Source organism: Oceanidesulfovibrio marinus (genome assembly GCF_013085545.1).
Taxonomy (GTDB): Bacteria; Desulfobacterota; Desulfovibrionia; order Desulfovibrionales; family Desulfovibrionaceae; genus Oceanidesulfovibrio; species Oceanidesulfovibrio marinus.
Map to the genome: position 1 here is coordinate 4,490,929 of NZ_CP039543.1, position 24,132 is coordinate 4,515,060.

Below are 24,132 nucleotides of genomic sequence, written 5' to 3' on the forward strand. Positions count from 1 at the left end.
CGGACCACAGCCGAAGCCGTCGCCTGTCTGACCAGGGTTCGTTGCCAGCTTTCCGGCGCCTATTTTCGAGAAGGAGAAGCAATGCCATGACTACGATTCAGTTTCGCAAGACTTCGCCCCAATGGATGGGAAATCTGCTGAAAGCCAACGGCTTCTCGGAGGTCGAGACCCCGAATGGCTCGAAGCTCTTCGGGCGGTGGATTCGGCACTATGGCATGATGGTCTACTGCATCATCATGAACGCCGGGCAGACCGCCACGCCGGGCACGCTGGAAGAGCCGGTCTGGGTTGGCTACTACGATGATGCTTCCCTGGCGGAGATGCGCGGGGAAGAGCGGTTCGACAACGTGGTGACGTTCTTCGAGCTGCGGGGGCAGGGCATGCCCGATGGAAGGCGCGGCGAAGCGGCGGGTAACTCGGAAGCGGCGCAGCCGTCGTCATGCCGCCATGGCCGGGCGGCAGGGGAGAGCAAGACCGTGCTGGTTGTGGAAGAGCGGCCCGAGATTGCCCTGCGCCTGAAGCAGGAGCTGGCCCCGCACAAGGTGCGCATCAGCTCGTCAGACTGCATCCAGGACGCCGTGGTCAACGGGAATGGCTTCGACCTGATCGTGTTCGACCTCGGCAACAATCCGGAGGAGTGCCTGCAATGCATCGCCGGCCTGCAGGATCGTCTGGCGGACACGCCGTTCATTGCCCTGCACTCGATCTACGAGGAAGCACAATGCATCCGCGTCTTCGAGGCAGGGGCGGACGACTATGTCCTGAAGTACACGTCGGCGCGGGTGCTGGGCCTGCGCATCCTGGCAATCCTCAAACGGAATGCGGCGCATCCGGACACGCCTGCGGATGAGCCGGCCAGAACCATTGTGCTCGACGAGGCCGCGCGCAAGGTTCACATCGGAGGACGCCAGGTGCATCTTACATTCGTGGAGTTCCGGCTGCTCGCGTCGTTGTATAGGGCCGCGGGAAAGCAGCTCACACGCAGGCAGCTTATCGACGATGTCTGGGGCACGCGGTTGCCCGATACCAGCCGCAGGCTGGATACCGGCATCCGCCGTCTGCGGGTCAAGTTGGGTGCGCACGCCGCGCTGGTGGAAACCGTGTACGGCCTGGGGTACCGCTTTGTGCCGTCTCCCAGGGAGGACCGCGCCTGAGGCGACCGAAGCCCGAGCCTACTGCAGCGGCGGGTGGTGCAGGACAGAGCGGATGACCTCCTCGATGGTTTCGCGCTCCACGGGCTTGGGCACATAGCCGTCAACGCCGGCTTCCAGGAACTTCTGGCGGTCTCCGGGCATGGCGTAGGCCGTGGTGGCGATGACGGCGATCCCCTTCACGTTGTCGCCGGCCAGGCCGTTGCGTATGGCCTGGGTCGCGTCCAGGCCATTCATCACCGGCATCTGGATGTCCATGAGCACAATGTCGAAAGGCTTCAGGGAAAGCACGTCCAACGCCTGCCTGCCGTTGGTCACGGCGACGACTTGGTAGCCGAGCTTCTCCAGCAGGGCCTGCTGGGCTTTCCTGCTGATGTCGTCATCCTCGGCTAGCAGTATCCGCAACGCGGCGCCTTCCGTGTCGGCAGGCGCGTCCTCTCGTCCGGGCAGCAACGCGGCGTCGCTCTGGGCCTCGGGAAGGGGCAGGCAGAGCTCGAAGCTCGTGCCCCTGTCCACCTCGCTGCTCACGGAGATCGTGCCGCCCATGAGGTCTACGAGTCTTTTGGAGATGGCCAGACCCAGTCCGGCGCCCTGAAAGCGGCGGTTGAAGTTGGACTCGGCCTGGGTGAACGCCTCGAACAGGTGGTCCAGCTTGTCCTGCGGCATGCCGATGCCGGTATCCGTGATAGTGAAGCAGATGGTCGAGGCGCTGCCGATGGTCGCGGACATCCGCCGCACCGTCAGCTCCACGTGCCCTTTGCTTGTGAACTTGAGCGCGTTGCCTATGATGTTGCTGAGGACCTGCTGTATGCGGACGTTGTCGCCGACCACCACGCCGGGCAGGTCGGGATCGAGCATAACGCGAAGCTCGAGGTTGCTGTTCCTGGCCACGGGCGTGAACATCTGGGAGAGCGCGAGGATGGACTCGCGCAGGTCGAAGCTCTCTTCGGCGAGCTCCAGCCGATTCTCTTCGCTTCTGGAGATGTCCAGAATGTCGGAGAGCAGGCTGGTGAGCCGTCTGCTGGATTTGAGGGCCGTGTCCGTATACTCGGTCTGCTCCTGGTCGAGCTCCGTGGTCTGAATAAGCTGCAGCATGCCCTGGATGCCGTTCAGCGGGGTGCGGATTTCGTGGCTCATGTTTGCGAGAAACCGGGATTTGGCCTCGTTGGCCGCGTCGGCCTGCTCCCTGGCTTCCTCGGACTCCGCCACGAGACGCTTGAAGTCCGTGACATCCCTGCTGGCCCCGGCCACATAGCCGGTGTTGGCGCCCGGCTCGCCCACAGGGGAGAGGATGTTCTCGTAGTAACAGGCCTCTCCCGTCACCGGGCTCGTGTAGTAGGTCTCGTTGGTGAACACCTCGCCGGTGCGCAGCACGTACTCTACGCCCTGGGTCAAGGCCTGCTCGACCTCCTCGGGATAGTTCAGCTCGCGCATGGTCTTGCCGAACGCCTCCGTGGCGGAAAGTCCCCACAGGTCCAGCAGCTTCTGGTTGGCGAAGACGAATCGGCCCCTGGCGTCGAACATAAAAATGTAGTCCTGGACCGAGGACAGGACGGCGTCCAGCTCGCGTGTGCGGCTTTGCAGTGCGTCCCTGGTGCTGAGAAGCTCCTCCCGCGATGTCTTCTTTTCTGTGATGTCGCGGATGGATGAGCGATATCCGAGATTTTCGCCGTTGCTGTCGAATATGGGTTGCCAGGATACGGCCGCCCAGATGACGGCGCCGTCCTTGCGCACCAGCCTGAACTCGAAGTCCTTGCCCGGTTCCCCGTGGAGGGCCGTGGTGAACTTCTGCTGCATGAAGGCCCGGTCGTCCGGATGGATCAGGGGAATGGGGAAGCCTTCCATGTCATGGCATTGCTCCGGCGTATATCCCGTGATGCGTGCGACGGCCGGGTTGACCCACAGGAGCTCGCCCTTTGGCGAAAACCAGTTTTCCCAGTCGTAGGTGTAATCGGCGATGGCCCTGAAGCGCTCCATGTGCTGGTGCAGCTCCCCCTCGTGCTGCTGCCGCAGGTGCAGCGCCTCCTTGTACGCAAGGTCGAGCCGCCCGAGCTCGTCAAGGGTGTCGGCTTTGTCGGACAGACGCATGCCGGGCGAGAGCTTCTGCGCGGTCTGTTCCAGTCGGCGGACGCGGCGCAGGATGGATGATGTGAAGAAGAACATGGAGGCGATGCCGCCGAGGAGACCGAGGAGGAGGCTGGCGCCGACGGAGTAGCGCATTTTCGCCTTGATCGAGTCGAGGTGCTGTCTGTTTGCTGCGAGGTTCTGGTCCTCCAACGCGCGCATCTCGGCAAGCTTCTGGAAGACCTGGATCATTGTCGCCCGGCCTTGCTCGACCACCTCGGGCATTGTTTCCAGCGGATTGGGATGACTGGCGAGCCGCCAGGCCAGATCCAACCGCCTGTTGGCCAGGACGGAAAGCTCCGTGACGTTCCGGCTCTGTTCCGCGTTGTTCTGCGTCAGCCGCGTCAGTCTGTCGAGGTCGTGCATGACCAGCGCATGGGCCTTCTGGTAGCGGATGTCGGTGTCTGGCTCATTGGTGGTGAACGTTGCGTACGCTGCGCCGACCGCGCGGAAGATGTCGCCGTAGAGTCTCGATATGGAGTCGATTACCTCGATGGTCTGATTAATCTGCTTGCGCGCCTCGTTTTCCAGCTCAAGCGACGCATGGAAAAGCCATGCGCAGGAGACAAGGGACAGCACCGGTACAATGAGCACCAGATAGCCTTTTTTTCTCAGGGACATACCGTTCCAGGCACTGACCAACCCACGGGGGGACGCCGGTTTTTCAAGAGCGGGAATCGTCACGGTCATACATCCTGGTTGCAAGGAGGCAGGCTCGGGATTGAGTTGAAAATCAAATCATGTCCGCATCGTTCCATGAGTTTATATAGCTTTGTATGATAATTTATGTCCCAGATTGAACAGCTAATGTGCCGAATGTGCGCTATAATATCACATTATTCAAGGTTCGTAGGATTTGTAACGCCACCGCCACGATCTCGGGTAGAGTTTAGGTATGCTGTAGCACGGTCCAATACTGATCGCCAAGAATATTTGCCAGGCTGATTCAATCTCACAAAATGAGATTGGATGAATCGAATTGGCGATGTGGGAAGCTGAAGAGGGCAGACGGGCGGAGCGACTTGGCACACAGGCAGGGGATGGCCGCCTGTGCCGCAAAAACAAAAGGGGCTGTGGCAATCCGCCGCAGCCCCTTCTCCATTGTGCGCGTGGTTGTTTATACGTGGACTTCCATGTCCATGTCCCGGATGCGCGAGGCTTCGTAGAACCGGGCGGCCAGGGTCATCGGGTCCACAGTGTTGCGCGTCATCAGATCCGTTTCCGGATCATAGTGCTGGTCGAGCTGCTTCTGCACCCACTGCGCCGGAGTGGTCGTGCCCTTGTAGATGTCCGTGAAGCTCTCCAGGATGCAGGCCATCTCAAAGCCCGTGGGGTGGTAGGTATAGGCGTATGGATTGTCTTCCGTCGTATAGTTGATGACATTCTCTTCCATGAAGTTCAGCGACGAGCGGAACTGGTGCAGGAAGGACTTTTTGTGCCACACGTCCAGCTCCGGCGCGATGTTGTGCAGTATGGACAGGGGATAGTAGCTGTAGGCGATGTAGCCCTGGGAGCGCGCCTCCAGCTTCAGGTGGTTGCGCACGCGGCTTTTCATGATGCGGTAGAAGAACTTGGGCCGGCCGATGAACAGATACTCGCGCAGGCGCATGCGGATGAAGCCCTTCCAGAAGTTGGCGACGGTCGGGATGCGGTCGCTGAACAGCTTGACCCGCTCGTTGATCTTCTCGTTGCCCGTCTCCTGGTACACGCTGCGCGACAGGGCCGAGAACCAGATCTGCTGGTTGAGGGACCACTGGATGCCCATGTCTTCGCCCTGGGGGGAAAGGGCGCGCCAGATGCGCAGCCCCTGGTCCCAAGGCTGGTCCAGGGCGCGCTCCTCGGCAAGCTGCAGAAATCTTTCCTCGCCGAACTTCTTGTACATGGCGAGCAGCGCTTCCATGACCCACGCCTGGCCCACCAGGCCGTTGGAGCCGCCGTACATGGCGCCGTCCGTAAAGACCATGAAGGTGCGGCCCATGGGACAGCAGGCGTCGGAGGCCAGGTAGGAGCCGGCCTTGCGCAGAGCCTCCTCGTAGACTGCGTCGCCGGTGATGTCATGCGCCTTGGCCAGGGTCAGAATCCAGTGGGCCGTGTTCCGGATCGGGGTTTCCTCATTGTGCCACGGCCCGTTGTGACCCGGCGGGAAGCTGCCGTCCTCTTTCTGGATGCGAATTCCGGCGCTGGCTGTCCTACACAGAATATCCTTGAGCATCATGAAGGTACCTCTCCGCGAATAAGCCGACAGTGTAGTAATTGTATTTGACCTGATTGCCACGCAAGCCAGTTAAAGCACGTATTGCATCAATCCGAAGGCCAGGAGCATGCAGCTCGCGCGAGACATGCGGCTTGTTCACTTCGTAGATGCGTTCGAAATCAAAGGCGTCCCGGTAGCCGATGGTGCGGAAGATCGGCAGGGTGACGCCTGTTTTCTCGTGGATTTTGTACTTCACCTTGAGGGCGAATGTTTTGGCATGGCGCGCCCAGCTCGGGTCCATGAGGCTGTAGGCGCGTCGTTCGGAGCGGATGCGGGCGAGCCGGGGAAAGCGGTAGCGGATGAAGCTGTGGTAGAAGTTGTTTTCGTAGAGCTCATCCACGGGCAGCGAGAGGATGAACTCGACCACGTCCAGGTCGGAGAACATGGAGTAGGTCGGCAGGTAGCGGCCGTAGAAGTGGAAGGACGGACTGTTTTTCACGAAGCGGTGCTGGCGGTTGTCGATCTCGCTGCGCTCGGCGCACTGCCAGTGGGGCTTGCCGATGTCGTAGCTGGCAAGGTCGGCGTCTACCCGCGCCACAACGTCGTCCTCGGCGAGCTGCGTCTTCACCACGTCCAGCCGCTTGCGCAGCTTGGGAGCCAGGTCGCCGTCGTTGGTCAGCTCGGCGGCCTTGATGTGGCTGCCGAAGCCCGTGTCGCCGAAAAAGCCCGTGACCATGGCGTCGCACTGCGGCAGCTGGTCGCGGATGGTGCAGTAGGCGGCGTTGCGCACGGAGTACATGGGGTCGTACTCCATGTGCGCGTCGAGCACGCTGGAAAAATCGTCCGGGATGACGAGGCGCTTGAGGGGCAGGCCCATGACGCGCGCCAGCTTGGCCGAGACCCGCGCTGCATCGGAGTTGTTGTGGTCGAAGACGAATGTCGTGACGTTGGCGCCGCGGTCCTTCAGGTATTTGGCGGTGATGCGGCTATCCAGGCCACCGGACAGGCCGATGCCGAAGACGCCGTCCGGGTTTTCCATGCGGATGCGCGTGATGGCGTGGTTGAAGAGACCGTCCAGCTCCTCGAAGGCTTCCTTCCGGCTGGGCCGCACCTTGGGCGAAAAGGCGTAGTCCCAGTACTGGTACGGCTCCTTGCCGATGGTCTGGACCGTGCCGCAGGGCAAAAGGCGGATGGACTCGATGAATGTCCGGCTTTTGATGCAGTGCTCGAACATGACGAACTCGGCCACGCCGACCGGGTCCAGGTCATCCATGGTGTACTCGGCAATGCGGAAGAACTCCGTGAAACGGTCGGAGACGATGAGCGGGTCCTCCTGGACAAAGACGTCGCCCAGGCCGAGACGGTCGGTAAAGACAGTCACGTCGTTGTTCATGATCAGGGCGCCGCAAAAGACTCCCTTGAACTGACTGATGTCGTGCGTGGTGCGAAGCCGCGCATACAGATCGCGGGGCGTCAGGTCGAGGTCTTTATATAACCAGCCATGGAAAAGGAATACAGCGTCATCTTCTTCTATGACTTCATCACATCTGGAAGTATCGTAATAATATCCGCTGAAATTATTGTGCAGTGGAATTGAGCGAGAGATCAGCATGCAGGTACTCCATCAGGTGTTCGGGCCGAGATGGTAACGCAGGCGGTATGGAGAAGCATCGTATTTCCATGTATCAGTGCGTCTGGTGCGGCCTTGAATGGCTTCCAAAAAAGGACCGCCAATGGAAAGAAAAAGGCGGACGCATCCAATTCTAAAGCAGCAGGGAAGACACCGCATGCTGCGGAACGTAATGTTGCCAATCGACCAGTCCGATTGTTTTGGCGTGGGCCTGTCGGTATTCCCCCCTACTTAATGGGTTTAGCGCGAATCAAAAAAAATGCAACAGAAAGATTGCATCGGCATGAAAAAGTCACCGATGTTGAATGCCGTCGGATTGGGCGGGAAATGGGTATAGAGCAAGAGCCACGGCTGGATTCCGCGGCCCTTGCTCCAAGGAGTGATTCAGGTGGGTAGATATCGGGGATATCAGGAGGAGGCGGCCAGGGGCGGGGCTTCGGCGGCAGGGTCCGAGCCATCCCCGCCGGGATGCGCCGGCGTATTCTGCTTGATTCGGAAGAATACGCAGTAGAGCACCGGCACCACCACCAGGGTCAGCGCCGTGGCAAAGGTCAGGCCGGCCATGATGGTTACGGCCATGGCCGCGAAAAAGGCGTCCCAGACCAGCGGGATCATGCCGAGCACCGTGGTGAAGGCGGCCATGCACACGGGCCGTACGCGGGACACGGCGGAATCGACCACTGCCTGGTACGGCTCCTTGCCCGCCGCGATCTCCAGGTTGATCTGATCGAGCAGCACGATCTCGTTCTTGATCAGCATGCCCGAGAGGCTGAGAAAGCCGAGCATGGCCATGAAGCCGAAGGGCTGCCCGGCCGTGAGCAGGCCGGCCACCACGCCGATGAGCGCCATGGGCAATCCCAGGAAGATGATCAGGGGATGGCGCAGGCTGTTGAAGAGCATCACCGAGATAAAGAACATGATGGCAAAGGCCAGCGGCACGTTGGCCATGAGCTTGCTGTTGGCGTCGCCCGATTCCTCGTACTCGCCGCCCCATTCCAGCGTGTAACCCGGAGGGAAATCAATGGCCTCGATCTCCGGCCGGAGCTGCGCAAAGAGCGTCATGGCCGTGCCGGTGCGCTGCTGGCAGCTCACGGTCAGAGTGCGCTTGCGGTCCAGCCGGCGGATGATGGGATTTTCCCACACGGTCTCGGACCCTTCGGTGACCTGCCCGATGGGCAGCGCCTTGCCGACCGCTGTGCTCCAGACCTGTACGTCGTCCAGATTGCCCACGCCCTGACGCTGCTCCCTGGGCGGACGCAGCATGATGGGCAGCAGGGTGTCGCCGTCGCGGTAGACGCCTGCGCTCACGCCGGAGAAGTTCATGGCCAGGGCCTCGCCGATGTCCGGCCGGGTTACGCCGGCTTCGCGGCTCTGGGCCTCGGCCATGTGGATCTCCAGGGCCTTCACCCGCTGGCGCCAGTCATGCTGGATGGTGCGCGCGTTATCATTGGCGTGCATGATCGCCATGACCTGGTCGGCCAGCTGGCGCAGCACCAGGGGGTCCTCGCCGATGAGCCGGGCCTCGACGGCCTCGGCGCTGGGGCCGAGCTTGAAGGCCTCCACGGCGGAGACCACGTCCGGGAACTCCTCGTTGATGTACTGCTCCACCTGCGCCATGAGCCCGGGGATGGCCTCGAAGTCGTCCACGCTCACCAGAATCTGGCCGTAGGAGCTGTCCGGCATCTCCGGTTCGTAGGTCAGGATGAAGCGCAGCGCGCCGTTGCCCACAAAGGAGTCCGTGCCCGTCACATGGGGAAGGGCGCGGATATGTGCGCTCATATCGGTCAGCGCTCCGGCCGTGTCCTCGATGTGCGTGCCCGCCGGGTACCAGACATCCACGGTGAACTGTGTGCGCGTGGAGTTCGGGAAGAAGTTCTTCTCCACAAACTGGAAGCTGTAAATGGAGACAAAGAACATGACGGCCACGGAGGCGAGGGTGAGCCAACGGTGGTGGATGCAGAAGCGCAGGAAGCCGCGGTAGCCGCGGTACAGCCAGTTGGAGTGCGCCTCCTTGATCTCAGACGGCTCCTTGAGAAAGCTCACGCAGAGCCAGGGCGTGATGGTCACGGCAAAGACCCAGCTCAGCCCCAGGGAGATGGCGATGACCTGGAACAGACTGCCCAGGAACTCGCCTGTGGTATCGTCCGAGACCGAGATGGCGGCAAAAGCCATGATCGCGATGACCGTGGCGCCGAGAAGCGGCCATTGGACCTCGCGCACCGTGTCCGTGGCGGCCTTGTCGCGCGGCATGCCCTGCAGGGCCTTCATGACGATGCCTTCCGTGACCACGATGGCGTTGTCCACAAGCATGCCCAGGGCGATGACCAGCGCGCCCAGGGAGATGCGCTGCAGGTTCACGCCCCAGATCTTCATGAAAATGAAGGTGCCCAGGATGGTGATCAGCAGGACCACGCCCATGATCAGACCCTCCCGCAGCCCCATGAAGAGCACGAGGAGCAGGACCACGATGGCCACGGCTTCCAGCAGGTTGATCACAAAGCCGCTCACCGCATCCTTTACCGTATCGGCCTGGAAGGCGATGGGCTCGACCTCGAAGCCCACGGGGATGCGCGGAGTGAGCTCCTTCAGCCGGGCGCGCACCGCCTCGCCCATGGTCACCACGTTGCCGCCATCCACGGTGGAGATGCCCAGGCTCACGGCCGGCACGCCGTTGCGGAACAGCAGTTCCTGGGGCGGGTCCAGGTAACCGCGCTCCACCGTGGCCACGTCCTTGAGCCGGATCATCCGGCTTTCGCCGGAGGCGCTGGTGGCAGGGATAAGCAGGTCCTCCATGGCCTTCACGCTGGTGAAGCCGCCGGTGACGCGCAGGTTGACCTGCTCCGGACCCACTTTCACGTCGCCTGCGGAGGTGACCGTGTTTTGGGCGTTGATGGTGTCGAAGATGACGGACGCCGGAATGCCGAGCCGGGCCAGCCTGGCGCGGTCGATTTCCACGTAGACGACCTCGGTCTGGGTGCCCCAGAAGTCGATGCGGCCCACGTCCTGGCAGAGCAGCAGCTCCCGGCGCAGATCCTTGGCGAACTCCCTGAGGTCGTGGAAGTTGTAGCCCTCGCCTGTGATGGCCAGGAACACGCCGTACACGTCGCCGAAGTCGTCGTTGATCTGCGGCGTTCCGCACCCCGGCGGCAGGTTACCGGAGGCGTCGCCCACCTTGCGGCGTAGCTCGTCCCAGACCTGGGGCAGCTCCTTGCCGTCGAACTTGTCCTGGATCTCCGCGTAGATGATGGAGACGCCGGATCGGGAGATGGAGCGCACCTCGTCCAGCTGTTTGAGTTGCTGGATGGCGGTCTCCAGCGGTTCCGTGACCTCCTCCTCCACCTCGGCGGCCGTTGCGCCGGGGTACTGGGTGAAGATCACGGCCTCCTTGATGGTGAACTGCGGGTCCTCCAGGCGGCCCAGGGACTGGTACGAAAGGTAGCCGCCGATGGCCACAAGCAGGGTGAAAACCAGCGTCACCGCCTTGTGGCGCAGGGCGTAGTTGGCAAGATCCATGCTACTCCAGCCCCTCGCTTCCGGCGCGCATGGGCCGGACCACCATCTCCTCGCTCAGGCTGTGCACGCCGGCCACTGCCACGCGTTGCCCGGGCTCCAGGCCGGAGAGAACCTCCACGCCCTCGTCGCGCATGCCGCCCAGCTCCACCCGCGTCTTCACCGGCGGGGCCTGGTTGTCATCGATGACCCAGACGTAGGATTCGCCATCGCTGCCGCCGAACACGGCGGTCATGGGTGCGAGCACGGCCACGTCCTTGCCCGAGCTCGCGGGCAGCAGCAGACGCGCCACGGCGGTCATGCCGGAGAGCATCTTCAGCTTCTCGGGAGCGTCCACGCCGGCGACCACCTCGTACGTGCGGGTCACGGCGTCGGCCTCGGCGCTCACCTCGCGCACCTTGGCCTCGCGCCACGTGTCGGCATCCGCCTCGAAACGCACCTGCACGGTGTCCAGGGCCACGTTGCCCCACTGGGCCACCAGCCGTTCCGGCACCTGGAAGGAAACCTCGATGTTGTCGATGCTCTGCAGGGAGAGGACTTCGGTGTTCTCCTGGATGTGCTCGTGGTTCTCCACGTATCGCCTGGCCACTACACCGTTGAATGGCGCGACCATGACCGTGTCCTCCAGGGCCTTGCGGCGGGTGCGCAGCTCGGCCTCGGCGGTTTCATAGGTTGCCTCGGCGCTGTCCAGCTCGGACTCGGTGGTCACGCTCTGGCTGCGCAGAGTGCGCGTGCGCATCAGGTTCTGTCTGGCCTCGTCGTAGCGGGCCTGGGCGGAGTCCAGGGCGTTCTGATAGTCGCGCGGGTCCAGCCGGGCGATGACCTCGCCTTTTGTGACCACGCTGCCGGCCTTGCCGTGGAGCTCGATGAGCACGCCGCTCACGGAGAAGGACAGGTCCACGCGCCGCGCGGCCTGCACCGTGGCCGGAAACTCCCGCAGGTTGGCGTCCGGCGCGGGTTGGATCTTGGCCGTGGGCACGGGCCTGGCGCAGGTAGTTGCGGCCTGGGCCTGATTCTGCTGGCCAAAAGCCTTTTGCGGCACGCCACTCCAGAACAGAACACCGCCGCCGGCGACAACGGCGCAGAGCAGGGATATGAGCAGGGTCTTTTTCTTCATGGTGAAGCTCCGTGATGCATGAGTCCCGGACGCTTCAGCGCCCGGGTCGATGTGGCAAGAACTCTATGGTGATGAGTCAGCGGCTTTCCGCAGATGTGACCAGGGGAAGGCCGAGCAGCAGAATCAGGGCGTTGGCAGCCTCGCGGGCCGTTGTTTCATAGAATGACCGGTTGATGTTTCTCACGCCGAACATCAACTTGAGCGTGCCCTGACAGAGCAGATGAAAGATAGCCTGGGCGTGCAGCATGTTTGCCCAGGCCAGGGCGGTCTGCTCGGACACTCCCGGCTGGATGCGGCGGATGAAGTCCATGTCGCCGGTCAGGGCGGGCTTGATGACCTCGCGCGCGAGAATGGGCTGGGCCGAGGAGGGGGAGGAAAGCTCCCGCAGCATGATGCGTGTCTTCCAGCTCAAGGTCTCGCCGAAAAAGAACTCGTCGAACATCTTCAAGGTGGCGATGCGGATGATCTCGGCTTGGCCCTCGGGCGTTTCCATGAGCTCCGGGTTCTCGGCGGCAATATCGCTGATGCAACAGCGGTCGTCCATGGCGGTGGCGTGGTTGAAGGCGGCGACGTAGAGCTTCTCCTTGCTGCCGAAGTGGTAGTGGATGCCGCCCAGGTTGACCTGTGCGGTTTCGGCGATCATGCGCGTGCTCACGGCGTCGTAGCCGTGCTCGGCAAAGAGCTGGCAGGCGGCCTCCAGCAGGGCCTGGCGGGTATTGTTCTGTTGCGTCATGGCTGTGCGATCCGTGCGGCTGAAAGTGAACAGGCGATTCAGTCAATCGAGTGAATAAAAACTAATTCGGTCGATCGACTTAGTCAAGCACAAAATGAATCTTCGATCACTTTCTGTCATATTCTTCTGAAACCATAGGATAAAGACCCTATGGCAGTGCGTCGGGGGGCGCTACGAGGGCGGGCCGGACAACGACGCAGACGCGCCGGGAAGGGCCCTGGGGGCGCAGCTGAAGATGGCGCTCCTGGTTAAAAACAGGCTGTATCAGAACCGGTGGATCGAGGGGATGGGGCAGCTCTGCGGGGAAGCTGCGTTCTGGGCGAACTCCTGCTTGATCTCGTCGATGTAGTTGTCCGTGAAGTTCTTGATGAGGAAGCCGAGGCCGTGGAGGATGGTCAGGGAGCCGTGGACGCTGTCCGCCTTGATGGCGTCGTCCATTGAGTCGATGATAGAGTTGATGCGGAACATGAACTCGTGGGCGAACTTCTTGATCTCCACCTCAAGCATGCCGCAGTCGAAGTAGACGTTTTCCACGCAGTATTGCCACAGTTTGGCCGAAATGATGGCGTAGATAAAGCTCTTGGGTTCCAGCAGGGCTCGGTGGTAGTGGAAAATGTTGTTGAAGGGTTTAAAGTACTGGCACTTTGAGGAAAAAATAGCGTATAGGCCGAGCAGAGCGCAGGCGTTCTGGGCCTTGGTCGTGGTTTCGATGCGGAAGCCGTCGCGGACGCAGATGAGGGTCACGTCGCGGGATGCGTAGATGGTGTCGAACCAGCGGGCGATGGGCAAAAGCTGGAAGTAGAGGTGGCAGTCGTCCAGACTGCGGTCGCAGCGGCCACAGGCGAAGTAGGTTTGCGGCTCACCGTTGAAAAGCGAGATGTTTGTGCCGACGGTGACTGACGACTCCGAGTTGATCGCATAGACCAACCCGTCGCCATTGCCGTGGCTCACCCGAAACTCGACGAACATGGATTGCCCCCCAATACAGTTCGTGGTTAGCTCTCTATTGTCATACGGTGTTTTGAAACCATGTGCACGCGGAAAGTGCTATTGACAATAATGCAACAGACTATTTCGCTCTAAAATATTCGCGCCCCTGTAGACGGGACCAGTCGGTTCGCTTATGCCAGAACGTGTGCGCCAAGGCTGGGGACGCCCTTTGCGGCGCGTGCAAGGAAAGGGTTCTTCGCATGGCGCGTCGAAATGTAAGAAAAGTTGAACTTCAGTAAACCCGTTCCTGGAAGATATGCTCTGCGCCGGCTCGGGCGTGGGCGGGACGGGCGACACGCTGGTTTGCCGAAGAATGCCGGTATATTTTGGGAGGAATCGAGTTTCATGGCTGATCGGTCGCACGATAATCCGAGCAACGAATCCACACGAACAGTGACAGCAGCGGAGCTCCGGGATGCAGACGCCCGGCTCGAAGAGGAATGTGCGCGCATTGCATCGCGCGGACGGCTTGGGCTCGTCCTGGCCACCGTTGGCGCGGTGCTGCTGGGCGGCGGGCTTCTGGACGCCACGGTGCTGCACTGCTCCACGCTGAACCTGACCATCGTCCTGGGCATGATGAGCCTGGGCATGGTGCTGCTGCTGGGCGGGGGCATTGTCACGGCGCTGGCCATGTTCGCCTCGCGCAAGTTGGGGCCGGGGCAGTCGGCACATCAGACGCGCCGCCGCGTGCTGCGATACTATGTGATCATCATCTTTTTGGTGGCCGGCGTGCTGGCCATGGCCTACGCCATTACCATGCGGGGCAGCGGGGCGGTCACGGGGTAGCCGCCGTCATTTGGTGGGGGATATGCTGCGCCGGCGATCCGGTTCGCGGAGATTTTCGGTCGCACACGGGCCGGGGTGAGATGGGTGAAGACGCCCCGCCCCCGCGCCTCCGGATGAGCTCCGAAGGCGCGAAAGGGAGCGCGCACAAGGGGATGGCTCCAGGCGCTACTTGGCCACGCGGTAGAGGCAGACCTTGCAGGTCACGTTCTCGCCCCTGATGTAGTCGGTCTGACGCAGCTCTTCGAGCTCCCAGCAGCCCGTGCCCTCCAGCTTGAGCATGTGCTTGCGGTAGTCGTGGTCCTCGTAGGCGCCCTCGCGAACGGTGAAGCAGATGTAGCCGCCGTTCTTGGTGATGCGGATGAGCTCGCCAAAGGAGTCCGGCCCCACGTGGCCGTAGGTGAAGGTGCCCACGCAGATGATCGCGTCATAGGTGTTGTCGGCGATCTCCAGTGGTTTGGTCAGATCGGCCTGGGTCAGTTTCTTGTAGACATTCTTCTTCTTGGCTTCCGCGAGCATGTCCTCGGAGTAGTCCAGGGCGTCGATGGTGGTGTAGCCGGCCCTGGCCAGCAGCGCGCCCACCTGGCCGGTGCCGCAGCCTGCGTCCAGGATGTAGGCGTCCTTGTCCTCCACGTAGGCGTCCAGAATTGCGGCCGTGGCGGCAGGTGCCACATAGCCTTCCTGCTCCAGGTCCGAGTCGTACTGGCCGGCCCAGTCCTTGTACGCGTCCATGAGCACGTCGTGGTCCTTGGCGTTGTACACCTTGTCGAAAATAGCCTTATCCATGGGATTCCTCCTCCGTCTTGAGTGCGGGTTGGAAAAAAGGGGAGACCCGGGACGCGCCCGAGCCTCCCCGAGTCGGGACTTTCGTCTGCGTCCGGATCTAGCCGGCGGCCTTCATGGCCTCGGCGATCCAGGCGTCCCACTGCTTTTTGTTCTTGGAGATCCACTCGTCCACATGGCGCTCGATGTCCTTCTGGCTGTCTTCGCCGTCGAACATCTTGGTGTTCTGCTCGGCGATGTCGTTGAGCGGAATGGACATGATCTCGAAGAGCTTCTTGGCCGCGGGGTTCTCGGCCAGGAACTCCTTGTTGGCCACCACGCGGATGTCGTTGGCCACGAAGCCCATGTTGATGGGATCGCTCACGGCGCCTTCGATGCCGGTGGCGGTGAGCTCATCCTCAAAGCCCTTCTGGGCGTCGGAGGGATCGATCGAGGGCACGTTCATCCACACGACGTCCTTGCCGGGCTTGAGCTTGAAGATGGTCCAGTTGGGAGCCCAGGTGTAGAAGAAGACCGGCTCGCCGCTCTCGTAGCGCGCCACGGCGTCGGCCATGGAGGCGGAGTAGGACGCCTTGATGGCGTTGATGCTGTCCTCCAGACCGTAAGCCTTCATGTGGTGGCTGATGACCTTTTCACAACCCCAGCCGGGGGGGCAGGCCACGAGATCGGCCTTGCCGTCGCCGTTGGCGTCAAAGGCTTTCTTCACCTCGTCGCGCTTGAAGTCATCCAGGGTCTTGATGCCGTACTTGTCCACGGCGTCCTTGGAGACCAGGTAGCCGGAGAGGCCGCCGGCCTTGGCCACGTAGCCGATGGACTCGGCTTTCTCGTCAAAGTCGTCCGGCAGCTGGGCGTAGTGCAGAGGGAACCAGCCGTTGGCCCAATAGTCCACGTCGCCCTGGGTGACGGCCTGGTAGAAGATGGGGTTGGAGAGGTCCTTGGCCTTGTCCACGGTGTAGCCGAGCTCTTCCAGAGCGCGGCTGTAGATGGCTTCCTGGAAAAAGCCGGTGGTCCAGGTGGCGCGGCCGGGCCGGATGGTCTTGCCCTCGCCGGGCAGGTCGGCGGCCATGGCCGCGGTCGCCAGACCGATGACCATGGCCACGGTGGCGCAGATTGCGATGATACGGGTCTTCATGCATTCACTCCTTGGTTGTCCGTCGCCAGCAGGCGACGTGTTCAAAGGTGGGATGTACCTGATTGCTATTTCTTGATTTCTTTGCCCAGTGACTGGGTGATGCGGTCCAGCACGATGGCCATGAGCACGATGGACAGGCCGCCGATGCCGGCAAGGCCCACGTCCAGGCTGTTCAGGCCCTGGAAGACCGCCACGCCGAGGCCGCCCGCGCCGATGAGCGCGGCGATGACCACCATGGACAGGGACATCATGATGGTCTGGTTGAGGCCGGCCATGATGGTGGGCTTGGCCAGGGGAAGCTGCACGCGGCGCAGCACCTGCATAGGCGTGGCGCCGAAGGCCACGGCCGCCTCCACCAGCTCCGGCGGCGTCTGGCGGATGCCCAGGCTGGTAAGCCGGATGATGGGCGGCATGGCAAAGACGATGGTGGCGATGACGCCGGCCACGGTGCCGATGGAGAAGAGCATCACCACGGGCACGAGGTAGACGAAGGCGGGCGTGGTCTGCATGGCGTCCAGCACGGGCCGGATAATGCGCTCGAAGCGGTCGCTGCGCGCCGCCAGGATGCCGGTGGGGATGCCCACCAGAGCGCAGAACACCACCGAGGAGAGCACCATGGCCAGGGTGGTCATGGCGTCGCTCCACAGCCCCAGAAAGCCGATGAAGGTCATGGTGACCATGCTGAAGATGGCCAGGCGGACGTTGGCCATGCGCCAGGCGATGATGCCCAGCAGCACGATGACCACGATGGCCGGCATGGCGTTGAGCACCCAGTCGATGGAGCCGAGGGTCTGCTCCACGGGCCATTTGATGAGCTGGAACTGGCTGCGGTAGTTGTGCACCAGCCACTGGATGAACATCTCGATCCAGTCATCCAGCGGCACGATGTAATCATTGAAGTTGAGTATGGTCATGCAAGATGCCTCGTGTGGTCGTTACCCTTCGGTCCGGGCCTGCTCGGCCTCCCGCTGGAGGGTGCGCAGGAAGATGTTCTTGGAGATTGCGCCCAGGTAGGCGCCGGCTTCGTCCACCACCGGGACCGGCCAGGGGTTGGCCGCCACCTCGGCGAGGATGTCCTGCATGGTCGCCTCCGGCCTGGCCGGGATGACGTTGTCCAGCATGGCGGACTTGAGGCCGGCCGCGCCGGATTGCTCGCGCTCCACGGCTTGACGCAGGCTCTCGACGGAAATGGTGCCCTGGTAGCGCTTGGCGGGGTCGAGCACGAAGGCGAAGTCGCGGTCCTGCGAGGTGAGCCGCTCCAGGGCGGTGCGGGGGCCCAGGCCGTCGCGGGTTATGACCGTGGTCTGGGTGTCGCGCACGATGTCCCGCGCTGTGAGGATGTTGGTGGGGTCCACCCCGCGGAAAAAGGAGCGCACGTACTCGTCGGCCGGGTTGCGCAGAATCTCCTCGGGCGTGCCCACCTGCACGATGCGGCCGCCCTCCATGATGGCGATGCGGTCGCCGATGCGCATGGCCTCGTCCAGGTCGTGGGAGATGAAGACGATGGTCCGGGTGTGCTCCTGCTGCAGCTTGAGCAGCTCGTCCTGCATCTCGGTGCGGATGAGCGGATCGAGGGCGGAGAACGCCTCGTCCATGAGCATGATGTCCGGGTCCACGGCCAGGCCGCGGGCCAAGCCCACGCGCTGCTGCATGCCGCCGGAGAGCTGCCGCGGCCGGCTGCGGGCGTATGGCCCCAGCCCCACCTGCTCCAGCGCCTCGGCGGCGCGGCGTTCGCGATCCTTTTTGGAAATGCCGGCCATCTCCAGGCCAAAGGCCACGTTCTCCAGCACGGTCATGTGCGGCATGAGCGCGAATGACTGGAAGACCATGGTCATGTTGCGCCGGCGCAGGTTGACCAGCGCGTCCTGGCTCATCTGGGCGACGTCCTCGCCGTCCACATAGACGTTGCCGGACGAGGGCTCGATGAGCCGGTTGAGCATGCGTACGAGGGTGGACTTGCCCGAGCCGGACAGGCCCATGACAACGAAGACTTCGCCCTCCATCACGGAGAAGCTGGCGTCCTGCACGCCCACTGTCATGCCGGTTTCTTTGTGGATGGTCTGCTTGTCGTGTCCCTGCTGTACGAGCTCGATGGCTTTTTTCGGTTCCTTGCCAAAGATCTTGTACAGGTTCTTGACGACGATCTTTTCGTTCATCTGTCTCTCTTGGTTGCTGCGACGCACACGAGTGCACTCTGTCCCGGCCGGGGGAAATCACCGCGAGATTCGATCCGCCGGAGCGGTTCGGAGCAGTCCGTCCGGCCTGAAATGACTGTCAGATTCTACGAGCGCATCCCTTTGGCCGCAGGCGCGCCGAAACATGCGCGCCGTCACTGTGCGGCCTTGCCAGCGAGGCGGCTCCGCACCCTGTGCCGGGCCGTGTCGCTGGATGTCTGGCGTATATGGAAGCTCGTCGCGTTCCGGCGGCTAATCAGGCGGCGCCGGTTGATCAGTCATGGGGGAGCGGCGCACCAGTGCGCCGATGCATGCATTTAATACATGCATTGATTTTTTAGACTCAAACAATTTCGACTAGAACTGTTTCTACAAAAATAGTTTATTTGTCAAGTCTAACCGGAATGAGCAAGAATTCCCGACAGATCGGCGGCGGGAACGGGCACGAAAAAAAGGCCCCCGCCGGGAAGGCGGGGGCCAGGTTGGGGGGACGATAGAGCGACTACTTCTTCGGGCCAAAGATCACCGCCGGCTTGGTGGTGTTGCCGGTGGCGGCCGGGAAGTCCGGATACTCGTAGGCCTTCTTGTTGGTTTCCACCAGGTGGCGCGCCTCTTCCATATACTGGTTGTAGTGGTGCTTGAGCTCGTAGAAGCCGTGCCACCAGGCATAGTCCGGCGCCATCATGGCCGTGCCCATGCGCGCGCGGCGGCCTTCGTGGTGCCAGAGCTCGTAGAACCGCACCTCCACGTGCTCGTCAAAGAACTTGGTCTTGTCGAGCAGCTTCTTCTCGTACAGCTCGTCCAGCATCTGCTTGGCCGGCTTGAAGTAGGTCTCGTTGTACTCGTTCACGACCTTGTCGAGCATCGCGTAGTGGTCGTCGGTCCAGGCGTTGGAGTGGCACTGGTAACAGATCTTCTTCATCTTATCGCGTTCGGTCTTCCAGTTGGTGTCCGCAGGCAGGGCCGCGAAGTCGCTGGGCCGGACCGTGAGCGGCGCCTGGAGCTCCCAGGACAGACGCTCGGTCACGTCGTGGGTGGTCATCACGGTGCTGGCGCCGCTCATGTGGCACGCCGCGCAGGTGGGGGCGCGGTAGTCCACGCCGGCGGTCCAGGTGCCGGGTGCGGCCTTGAAGTTATACTCGTCCTTGTAGGCATGGTAGATGGTGCCGTGCTTGGACTCCTCGAAGATCTCGATCTGCGGGTGGTCCGGACCCAGGTGGCACTGGTCGCACGCCTCGGGCATGCGCGCCTCGGCCGTGGAGAAGCGGTGGCGCGTATGGCAGGAGGTGCAGGAGCCCAGGGAGCCGTCCAGGTTGATGCGGCCCACGCCCACGTTGGGCCAGGTCTCCTTGTTTATCTCGCCGTTCTCGTCCAGGGCCACGATGGTGCCGTGGCAGGCGTAGCAGCCGGACTTGCGCTCGATCTCGGAGTTCATGCCGTCGTTGAGCCAGGGATCGATCTTCCAGATGATCTCCAGAGTGTTGGCGTGCTTGCTTTTGGCGTACTGCTGGGCTTCGTCCGGGTGGCAGCGGGAGCAGTCCTTGGGCGTGACCACGGTGGCGATGGGCGCGAAGTACTTGCGCTCGCCAAAGGGCATTTCGGGCTTGTCGTAGTACTGCTCGTGCTTTTTGGCGATGTCCACGTCGTTGGGCTGGGCCAGGTGGCAGTCGATGCAGGAGATGTTCGAGCTGGCGTGCCTGGAGGCGGCCCAGTCGGCGAAGATGCCCGGGGTTTCCTGTCTGTGGCATTCGATGCAGGCCACTGCCTGGGGCGTCAGGCTGCGCTCGATGCGGAACTCCTTGGGTGTGGAGAAGTTCCTCTGCATGGTGGCGTTGGAGGCGTTCTGCTGGGCAGGCGCGCCGGTGGCGTTGTCCGTTTGCGCCAACCCTGCGTCTGCTCCCGCAATCAGAAACGCGAGAACGGCCAGTGCAAGCCAAAGTATGGGACGTTTCGACATGGACCTTTCTCCCTCCAAGTTTTCGAGTGATCGCAATATCATAGGCCACCACCAGCGGTCGGCAGCGTGCGCAGCCCCTTGGCCTGATACGGCAATGTACGCAGCTGCGCGTACTCCACCATCTGCTTCGGGGTGTGGACCAGGTCGTAGTGGCAATCGATGCACTTGTGCGGCTGGGCGCCGGGCCGGGGGTTGACCACCGAGCGGTGGGCCAGCATGGCGCCGCGGCTTTTGGGCATGAACAGGATGTTCTCGTGGCAGCGCAGGCAGGTTTCGTTGTCCAGGGATTTGTACATTCCCTGGCGCGCCTCTTCCTTGTCGTACCCCTCGGCGCCGTCCAGCACGTGGAACGTAACGTCCTTGAGACCGTGGTAGGTCTTCATGGCGAAGAAATTGATGGTGTTCTCGGGCGGAGGCAGGTGGCAGTCCATGCAGTTGGCTACCAGGCCGCGCTGGTTATTGACGTGGGCCGAGGCGCGCCACGCGTCCACCGCCGGTTTGATTTCGTGGCAGTAGCCGCAGAATCCGGGCGTGGAGGTGACGACCATGGCCTCGTAGGTGGCGGCGATGAGCGGCATGGCGATAAGCATGCCGACCACGATCAGGACGAGAGGCTTGGCGAGCCGTGTCATCCGCAAGGGAGCCTCCGGGGTTCGAGGTTCACGAGTGTATACAAGAATACCAGCTCACCCGTGAGCGCAAAGCAAAGAATTATACCCCGCGTTCTGGCACCACCTGACAGAGACAGCGAATGAGATAGGGCAGAAGCCGCTTGCGGCGCATGTTGTAGCGCACCAGGGCTTCAGCCAGGTAGAGGGGATACGCCTCGGGCTTGATGGCGCGGAACTGGGCCAGCCATTCGTCCACGAACTCCTTCAGGCCACTTTCACGGTCCAGGTGCAGGGAATCGCTGGTGAAATGGTGATTGAAGAGCTCCCGGCCCTTTTTGCAGCAGGCGAAGATCAGGGCGTCGCGGCCCTGATAGACGTCCGTGTGGATGAAGCAGCGCCACTGCTTCTTGGGCAGGGGCCAGGCCAGCACGTCGCGCGCCTTGATGCGCGGCATGAGCGCGAGGAACACCCGCCCGCCGGCCGAGACGATCTGGAACACGTTGGAGCGGCAGCCCTCGCACAGGGTCTGGAGCTCCTCGTGCTCCATGTTGGGGCAGAAGCCGATGAGCTCGCCGCGTTCGTCAAAGAGGTCTTCGAAACCGCACATGTCGGCCAGGATGGCCGAGCGGATGGTGCCGTACGCCTTGTGTGCGGTGTCGTACTTCACGCCCAGGGCCCGGGCGGTCTGGTTGACGTTGCGGCCTTCCTCGAAATGGCCCAGAAGCTCGCCCCACGCCTCCAGCGGCAGGTTGCCGCGGTTGATCCAGCGCCGGGACAGCACATGGAACGTGTAACCGCACTCGGCGCAGCGGCTGCGGCCGTCCTTAAGCGCGTAGATGCGGTCGCACTGGCAGCGGGGGCAGCCGCCGCCGTTCGATTTACAGGCGTCTTCGACCAGGTGGCGGAAGGTGTTCGCGTCGCAGGCCGCGATTTCTGGCATGTCTCGATCCTTGCTCTTTCCTGTGGTTTCTGGCTCCAGTGTAAACTATTTGGCTATATTAACAGCAGGGTATTCTTTGGGACAGTATTTATTCCATATATTCAAATTCGCGCAACAGCCAGGAACGCCGCGTGCAGGCCGATGACCAGGGCCAGGTACACGCCCCGCGCCACGGCCGGGTCCACGCGCACGCCGGGAATCGCCAGCCGGTAGCCCATGCTGCCGTGCTTGCAGGCGGGCACGCACTCACCGCACAATGTGCAGGAAAGGCCGGGCCTGCCGCGGGCAACGTCGGTGGGCTCCAGCGCGCCGTAGCGGCACGCCCTGGCGCAGCGGCCGCAGCTGGTGCAGCCCTCGTCCATACGCATACGCCACGGCGAGAGCCTGCCCACGAAGTTGGCGATCAGACCCATGGGGCAGTACGCCGTGCAGTGGATCATGCTGCCCCGGTGGCGGGAGACAAAGGCCATCACGGCCACGCCGCCCAGGCCGAAGAGCGCGGCTATGGTCAGCGCCACGGGCCAGCCGATCCCGGCCAGGCGCAATCCCGCGGACAATCCCACGGTGAGCGCAAGGCTGATGCCCCGTCCGAGCCAGACCCAGCGGCCGGCGCTCCTGGGGCGGGAGCTTGTGGCCGGTCCCAGGCGGGAGGCGATGTCGTCCCACACGCCCACGTAGCAGAGGTGGCTGCACCACGCCGGGCCCACCAGCACAACCGTGCCCAGGAACAGGAAGACCATGAAGGACGGCTCCAGCCGGTAGAGAGGACCGCCGATGATCAGGGCCGGCACGGGCAGGTGCAGCGAGCCGGTCATCAAGAAGCGCTGCGATACGGTAAGCCCCAGCGCCAGCTGGAGGAAGAAGACGGCGGAGAAGAGCGTCCACAGCCGCGGCCGGGCGATGCGGTGGGTATCCGGGTCCATCACCAGCCCGGTCAGCCAGGTCGCGTACACGCCGTGGAGAAATATCTGCAACGCGCCCCAGCCGCCCGGGCCAAAGAAGCGGTCCGAGAGCAGGATGGGGAAGCCGACCTTGCCGCGCGCGATGACGAGAAGCGCCGCGGTGACGAGAAAGGCAAGGGCCTGGTAGGGGGCGCGGTCCTGATTGCGACTGTAGCGCAGCCGCGCCTTGTTTCCGGCCAGCACGGCCATAGCGATGGCTGTGACGGCCAGCAGGGCGGCCATGATCACGGCCAGGCGCGTCCATTCCTCGTCCATGGCTACTCGCATTCGGATGAACAGCACCGCGGTCCGGACCCAGACAAAGAATCCCCACGCCAGCACAGCGGCCGCCACAAAGCGGACCCAGCCCCGCCGCGTCCAGACCAGGCCGGCCAGAATAATCAGGGCCGCGGTCAGACCCAGGGTGCCGTTGCGCAGGCTGTGCGCCGCCAACAGCAGCAGCGAGAGGCACGGCAGCAGTAACGCAAGCCGGCTCATGCAGCGGAGCCCCCTTCGGAGTTTTTGTTGGTGGCGGCAAAGAAGGAGGTGTACTCCAGCGACAGGGCGAGCACGCGTTCCAGGCCCATCCGGCCCACCAGATCGCCGAAGCGCAGACCGGGCTCGTACCCGGCAATGAAGACTTCGAGCCAGCCGGAAACCCGGCCCGGCAGCAGCCTCGGATCGAGCAGGCCGGGCAGCTCCGTGGCTAGGCGCGGCCGCCGGCCGAGCTTGCCGCCCACCATGAAGCGGCAACCGGACTCGGCCACGGTCATGGCCCCTTCCGGACAGGCTGCGATGCATTTGCCGCAGGCCAGGCAGCGGGAATGATCAAGAGACGGCGCGCCATCCGGACCGGGTGCGAGCGCCTTGTCCGGGCAGGCCGCGATGCACGCGCCGCAGCCGGAGCACGACTCGGGCACGGCCGGACGCTGCGAGAAGATGAGCCCGATATCCGCGATGTGCGGCCGTGAGCAGCCGTTGGCGCAGCAGGCCACGGCAATGCGGAACTGCTCGTGGTGCCTGGGCGGACGCGGCGCGCAGGCGTCATTGAGAAATACTGGCCAGCCCGAAGCCGCGACGGCGGCGTCAATGGACCGGGTAAAGCCCTCGGGAGCGGGGAGGGCGTGGGGGCATTGGCCGCTGCATCCCCGGCAGGGCTCTATGCGATACGTGGCGGTGGCGTGCATGTTCATGGCGTCCTCATATCCTGCGCGCGGGAGCAATTCCTTGATGCAGGTCAAAAAGGCAATCCGCGTGGCCGTAGTGCGCTGGTGCGTACTTGAATAAAAAATTCGAGCTGCAATTTACAAACGGACGCGTCGGACATATTGTGATTCTCTACCAATTCGGTGCTACATGATT

18 protein-coding genes are annotated in these 24,132 nt (G+C 62.8%); 2 read left to right on the forward strand and 16 right to left on the reverse strand.

Annotation, left to right across the window (positions count from 1 at the left end):
* Nucleotides 1–86: 86 nt before the first annotated feature.
* Complete coding sequence (locus E8L03_RS19680; protein WP_171268282.1) at nt 87–1,154, forward strand: response regulator transcription factor; 1,068 nt, start codon at nt 87–89, stop codon at nt 1,152–1,154.
* Nucleotides 1,155–1,172: 18 nt separating this feature from the next.
* On the opposite strand, the gene E8L03_RS19685 is transcribed toward E8L03_RS19680, so the two are convergent.
* The 7 genes from E8L03_RS19685 to E8L03_RS19715 all read right to left on the reverse strand — a co-directional run bounded on the left by E8L03_RS19685 (nt 1,173) and on the right by E8L03_RS19715 (nt 13,428).
* On the reverse strand, nt 1,173–3,896 hold the full coding sequence (locus E8L03_RS19685; protein WP_171268283.1) for a PAS domain S-box protein: 2,724 nt from the start codon (nt 3,894–3,896) through the stop codon (nt 1,173–1,175).
* A gap of 496 nt (nt 3,897–4,392) precedes the next feature.
* Entirely contained in the window at nt 4,393–5,490 is a 1,098-nt protein-coding gene (locus E8L03_RS19690) for a glycoside hydrolase family protein (RefSeq protein WP_171268284.1), read from the reverse strand.
* Entirely contained in the window at nt 5,465–7,081 is a 1,617-nt protein-coding gene (locus E8L03_RS19695; RefSeq protein WP_144306900.1) for an asparagine synthetase B family protein, read from the reverse strand. Before E8L03_RS19695 ends, E8L03_RS19690 begins: the two co-directional genes overlap by 26 nt.
* Before the next feature lie 426 nt (nt 7,082–7,507).
* Nucleotides 7,508–10,612 carry an efflux RND transporter permease subunit gene (locus tag E8L03_RS19700; protein WP_171268285.1) on the reverse strand — a complete coding sequence of 1,035 codons (3,105 nt, stop codon included), beginning with the start codon at nt 10,610–10,612 and terminating at the stop codon, nt 7,508–7,510.
* Nucleotide 10,613: 1 nt separating this feature from the next.
* Nucleotides 10,614–11,726, reverse strand: a complete 1,113-nt coding sequence (locus E8L03_RS19705; protein WP_144306898.1) for an efflux RND transporter periplasmic adaptor subunit — start codon at nt 11,724–11,726, stop codon at nt 10,614–10,616.
* 76 nt (nt 11,727–11,802) lie between these two features.
* Nucleotides 11,803–12,459, reverse strand: a complete 657-nt coding sequence (locus tag E8L03_RS19710; RefSeq protein WP_144306897.1) for a TetR/AcrR family transcriptional regulator — start codon at nt 12,457–12,459, stop codon at nt 11,803–11,805.
* A 264-nt stretch (nt 12,460–12,723) separates the two neighbouring features.
* A complete protein-coding gene (locus E8L03_RS19715) occupies nt 12,724–13,428 on the reverse strand; it encodes a hypothetical protein (RefSeq protein ID WP_144306896.1) in 705 nt (234 codons plus the stop codon).
* A 366-nt stretch (nt 13,429–13,794) separates the two neighbouring features.
* Here E8L03_RS19715 and E8L03_RS19720 point away from each other — a divergent pair, with 366 nt between their 5' ends.
* Entirely contained in the window at nt 13,795–14,235 is a 441-nt protein-coding gene (locus E8L03_RS19720; protein WP_144306895.1) for a hypothetical protein, read from the forward strand.
* A 165-nt stretch (nt 14,236–14,400) separates the two neighbouring features.
* Here E8L03_RS19720 and E8L03_RS19725 read toward each other — a convergent pair whose 3' ends face one another.
* From E8L03_RS19725 to E8L03_RS19765, 9 genes are all read right to left on the reverse strand, one after another.
* Complete coding sequence (locus tag E8L03_RS19725) at nt 14,401–15,018, reverse strand: class I SAM-dependent DNA methyltransferase (RefSeq protein WP_171268286.1); 618 nt, start codon at nt 15,016–15,018, stop codon at nt 14,401–14,403.
* Between the two features lie 97 nt (nt 15,019–15,115).
* Complete coding sequence (gene proX / locus E8L03_RS19730; protein ID WP_144306893.1) at nt 15,116–16,147, reverse strand: glycine betaine/L-proline ABC transporter substrate-binding protein ProX; 1,032 nt, start codon at nt 16,145–16,147, stop codon at nt 15,116–15,118.
* Between the two features lie 65 nt (nt 16,148–16,212).
* Complete coding sequence (locus E8L03_RS19735) at nt 16,213–17,061, reverse strand: ABC transporter permease (protein WP_144306892.1); 849 nt, start codon at nt 17,059–17,061, stop codon at nt 16,213–16,215.
* 21 nt (nt 17,062–17,082) lie between these two features.
* On the reverse strand, nt 17,083–18,303 hold the full coding sequence (proV, locus tag E8L03_RS19740; protein WP_171268287.1) for a glycine betaine/L-proline ABC transporter ATP-binding protein ProV: 1,221 nt from the start codon (nt 18,301–18,303) through the stop codon (nt 17,083–17,085).
* A 520-nt stretch (nt 18,304–18,823) separates the two neighbouring features.
* Nucleotides 18,824–20,278 carry a multiheme c-type cytochrome gene (locus E8L03_RS19745; RefSeq protein ID WP_244963589.1) on the reverse strand — a complete coding sequence of 485 codons (1,455 nt, stop codon included), beginning with the start codon at nt 20,276–20,278 and terminating at the stop codon, nt 18,824–18,826.
* A 38-nt stretch (nt 20,279–20,316) separates the two neighbouring features.
* Nucleotides 20,317–20,910 carry a cytochrome c3 family protein gene (locus E8L03_RS19750; protein WP_144306890.1) on the reverse strand — a complete coding sequence of 198 codons (594 nt, stop codon included), beginning with the start codon at nt 20,908–20,910 and terminating at the stop codon, nt 20,317–20,319.
* Nucleotides 20,911–20,989: 79 nt separating this feature from the next.
* On the reverse strand, nt 20,990–21,829 hold the full coding sequence (locus E8L03_RS19755; protein ID WP_171268288.1) for a transposase: 840 nt from the start codon (nt 21,827–21,829) through the stop codon (nt 20,990–20,992).
* 101 nt (nt 21,830–21,930) lie between these two features.
* A complete protein-coding gene (locus E8L03_RS19760; protein WP_171268289.1) occupies nt 21,931–23,268 on the reverse strand; it encodes a 4Fe-4S binding protein in 1,338 nt (445 codons plus the stop codon).
* Entirely contained in the window at nt 23,265–23,963 is a 699-nt protein-coding gene (locus E8L03_RS19765; RefSeq protein WP_144306887.1) for a 4Fe-4S dicluster domain-containing protein, read from the reverse strand. The genes E8L03_RS19760 and E8L03_RS19765 overlap by 4 nt, the downstream gene beginning before the upstream one ends.
* Between the last annotated feature and the right edge of the window lie 169 nt (nt 23,964–24,132).

Coding starts and splice junctions, on each gene's coding strand:
- E8L03_RS19705 (WP_144306898.1), bottom strand. CDS start 11,726: ATGAAGAAAAAGACCCTGCTCATATCCCTGCTCTGCGCCGTTGTCGCC.
- E8L03_RS19680 (WP_171268282.1), top strand. CDS start 87: ATGACTACGATTCAGTTTCGCAAGACTTCGCCCCAATGGATGGGAAAT.
- E8L03_RS19750 (WP_144306890.1), bottom strand. CDS start 20,910: ATGACACGGCTCGCCAAGCCTCTCGTCCTGATCGTGGTCGGCATGCTT.
- E8L03_RS19690 (WP_171268284.1), bottom strand. CDS start 5,490: ATGATGCTCAAGGATATTCTGTGTAGGACAGCCAGCGCCGGAATTCGC.
- E8L03_RS19725 (WP_171268286.1), bottom strand. CDS start 15,018: ATGGATAAGGCTATTTTCGACAAGGTGTACAACGCCAAGGACCACGAC.
- E8L03_RS19715 (WP_144306896.1), bottom strand. CDS start 13,428: ATGTTCGTCGAGTTTCGGGTGAGCCACGGCAATGGCGACGGGTTGGTC.
- E8L03_RS19695 (WP_144306900.1), bottom strand. CDS start 7,081: ATGCTGATCTCTCGCTCAATTCCACTGCACAATAATTTCAGCGGATAT.
- E8L03_RS19710 (WP_144306897.1), bottom strand. CDS start 12,459: ATGACGCAACAGAACAATACCCGCCAGGCCCTGCTGGAGGCCGCCTGC.
- E8L03_RS19700 (WP_171268285.1), bottom strand. CDS start 10,612: ATGGATCTTGCCAACTACGCCCTGCGCCACAAGGCGGTGACGCTGGTT.
- E8L03_RS19685 (WP_171268283.1), bottom strand. CDS start 3,896: ATGTCCCTGAGAAAAAAAGGCTATCTGGTGCTCATTGTACCGGTGCTG.
- E8L03_RS19735 (WP_144306892.1), bottom strand. CDS start 17,061: ATGACCATACTCAACTTCAATGATTACATCGTGCCGCTGGATGACTGG.
- E8L03_RS19720 (WP_144306895.1), top strand. CDS start 13,795: ATGGCTGATCGGTCGCACGATAATCCGAGCAACGAATCCACACGAACA.
- E8L03_RS19760 (WP_171268289.1), bottom strand. CDS start 23,268: ATGAGCCGGCTTGCGTTACTGCTGCCGTGCCTCTCGCTGCTGCTGTTG.
- E8L03_RS19745 (WP_244963589.1), bottom strand. CDS start 20,278: ATGTCGAAACGTCCCATACTTTGGCTTGCACTGGCCGTTCTCGCGTTT.
- E8L03_RS19755 (WP_171268288.1), bottom strand. CDS start 21,829: ATGCCAGAAATCGCGGCCTGCGACGCGAACACCTTCCGCCACCTGGTC.
- E8L03_RS19765 (WP_144306887.1), bottom strand. CDS start 23,963: ATGAACATGCACGCCACCGCCACGTATCGCATAGAGCCCTGCCGGGGA.
- proX (WP_144306893.1), bottom strand. CDS start 16,147: ATGAAGACCCGTATCATCGCAATCTGCGCCACCGTGGCCATGGTCATC.
- proV (WP_171268287.1), bottom strand. CDS start 18,303: ATGAACGAAAAGATCGTCGTCAAGAACCTGTACAAGATCTTTGGCAAG.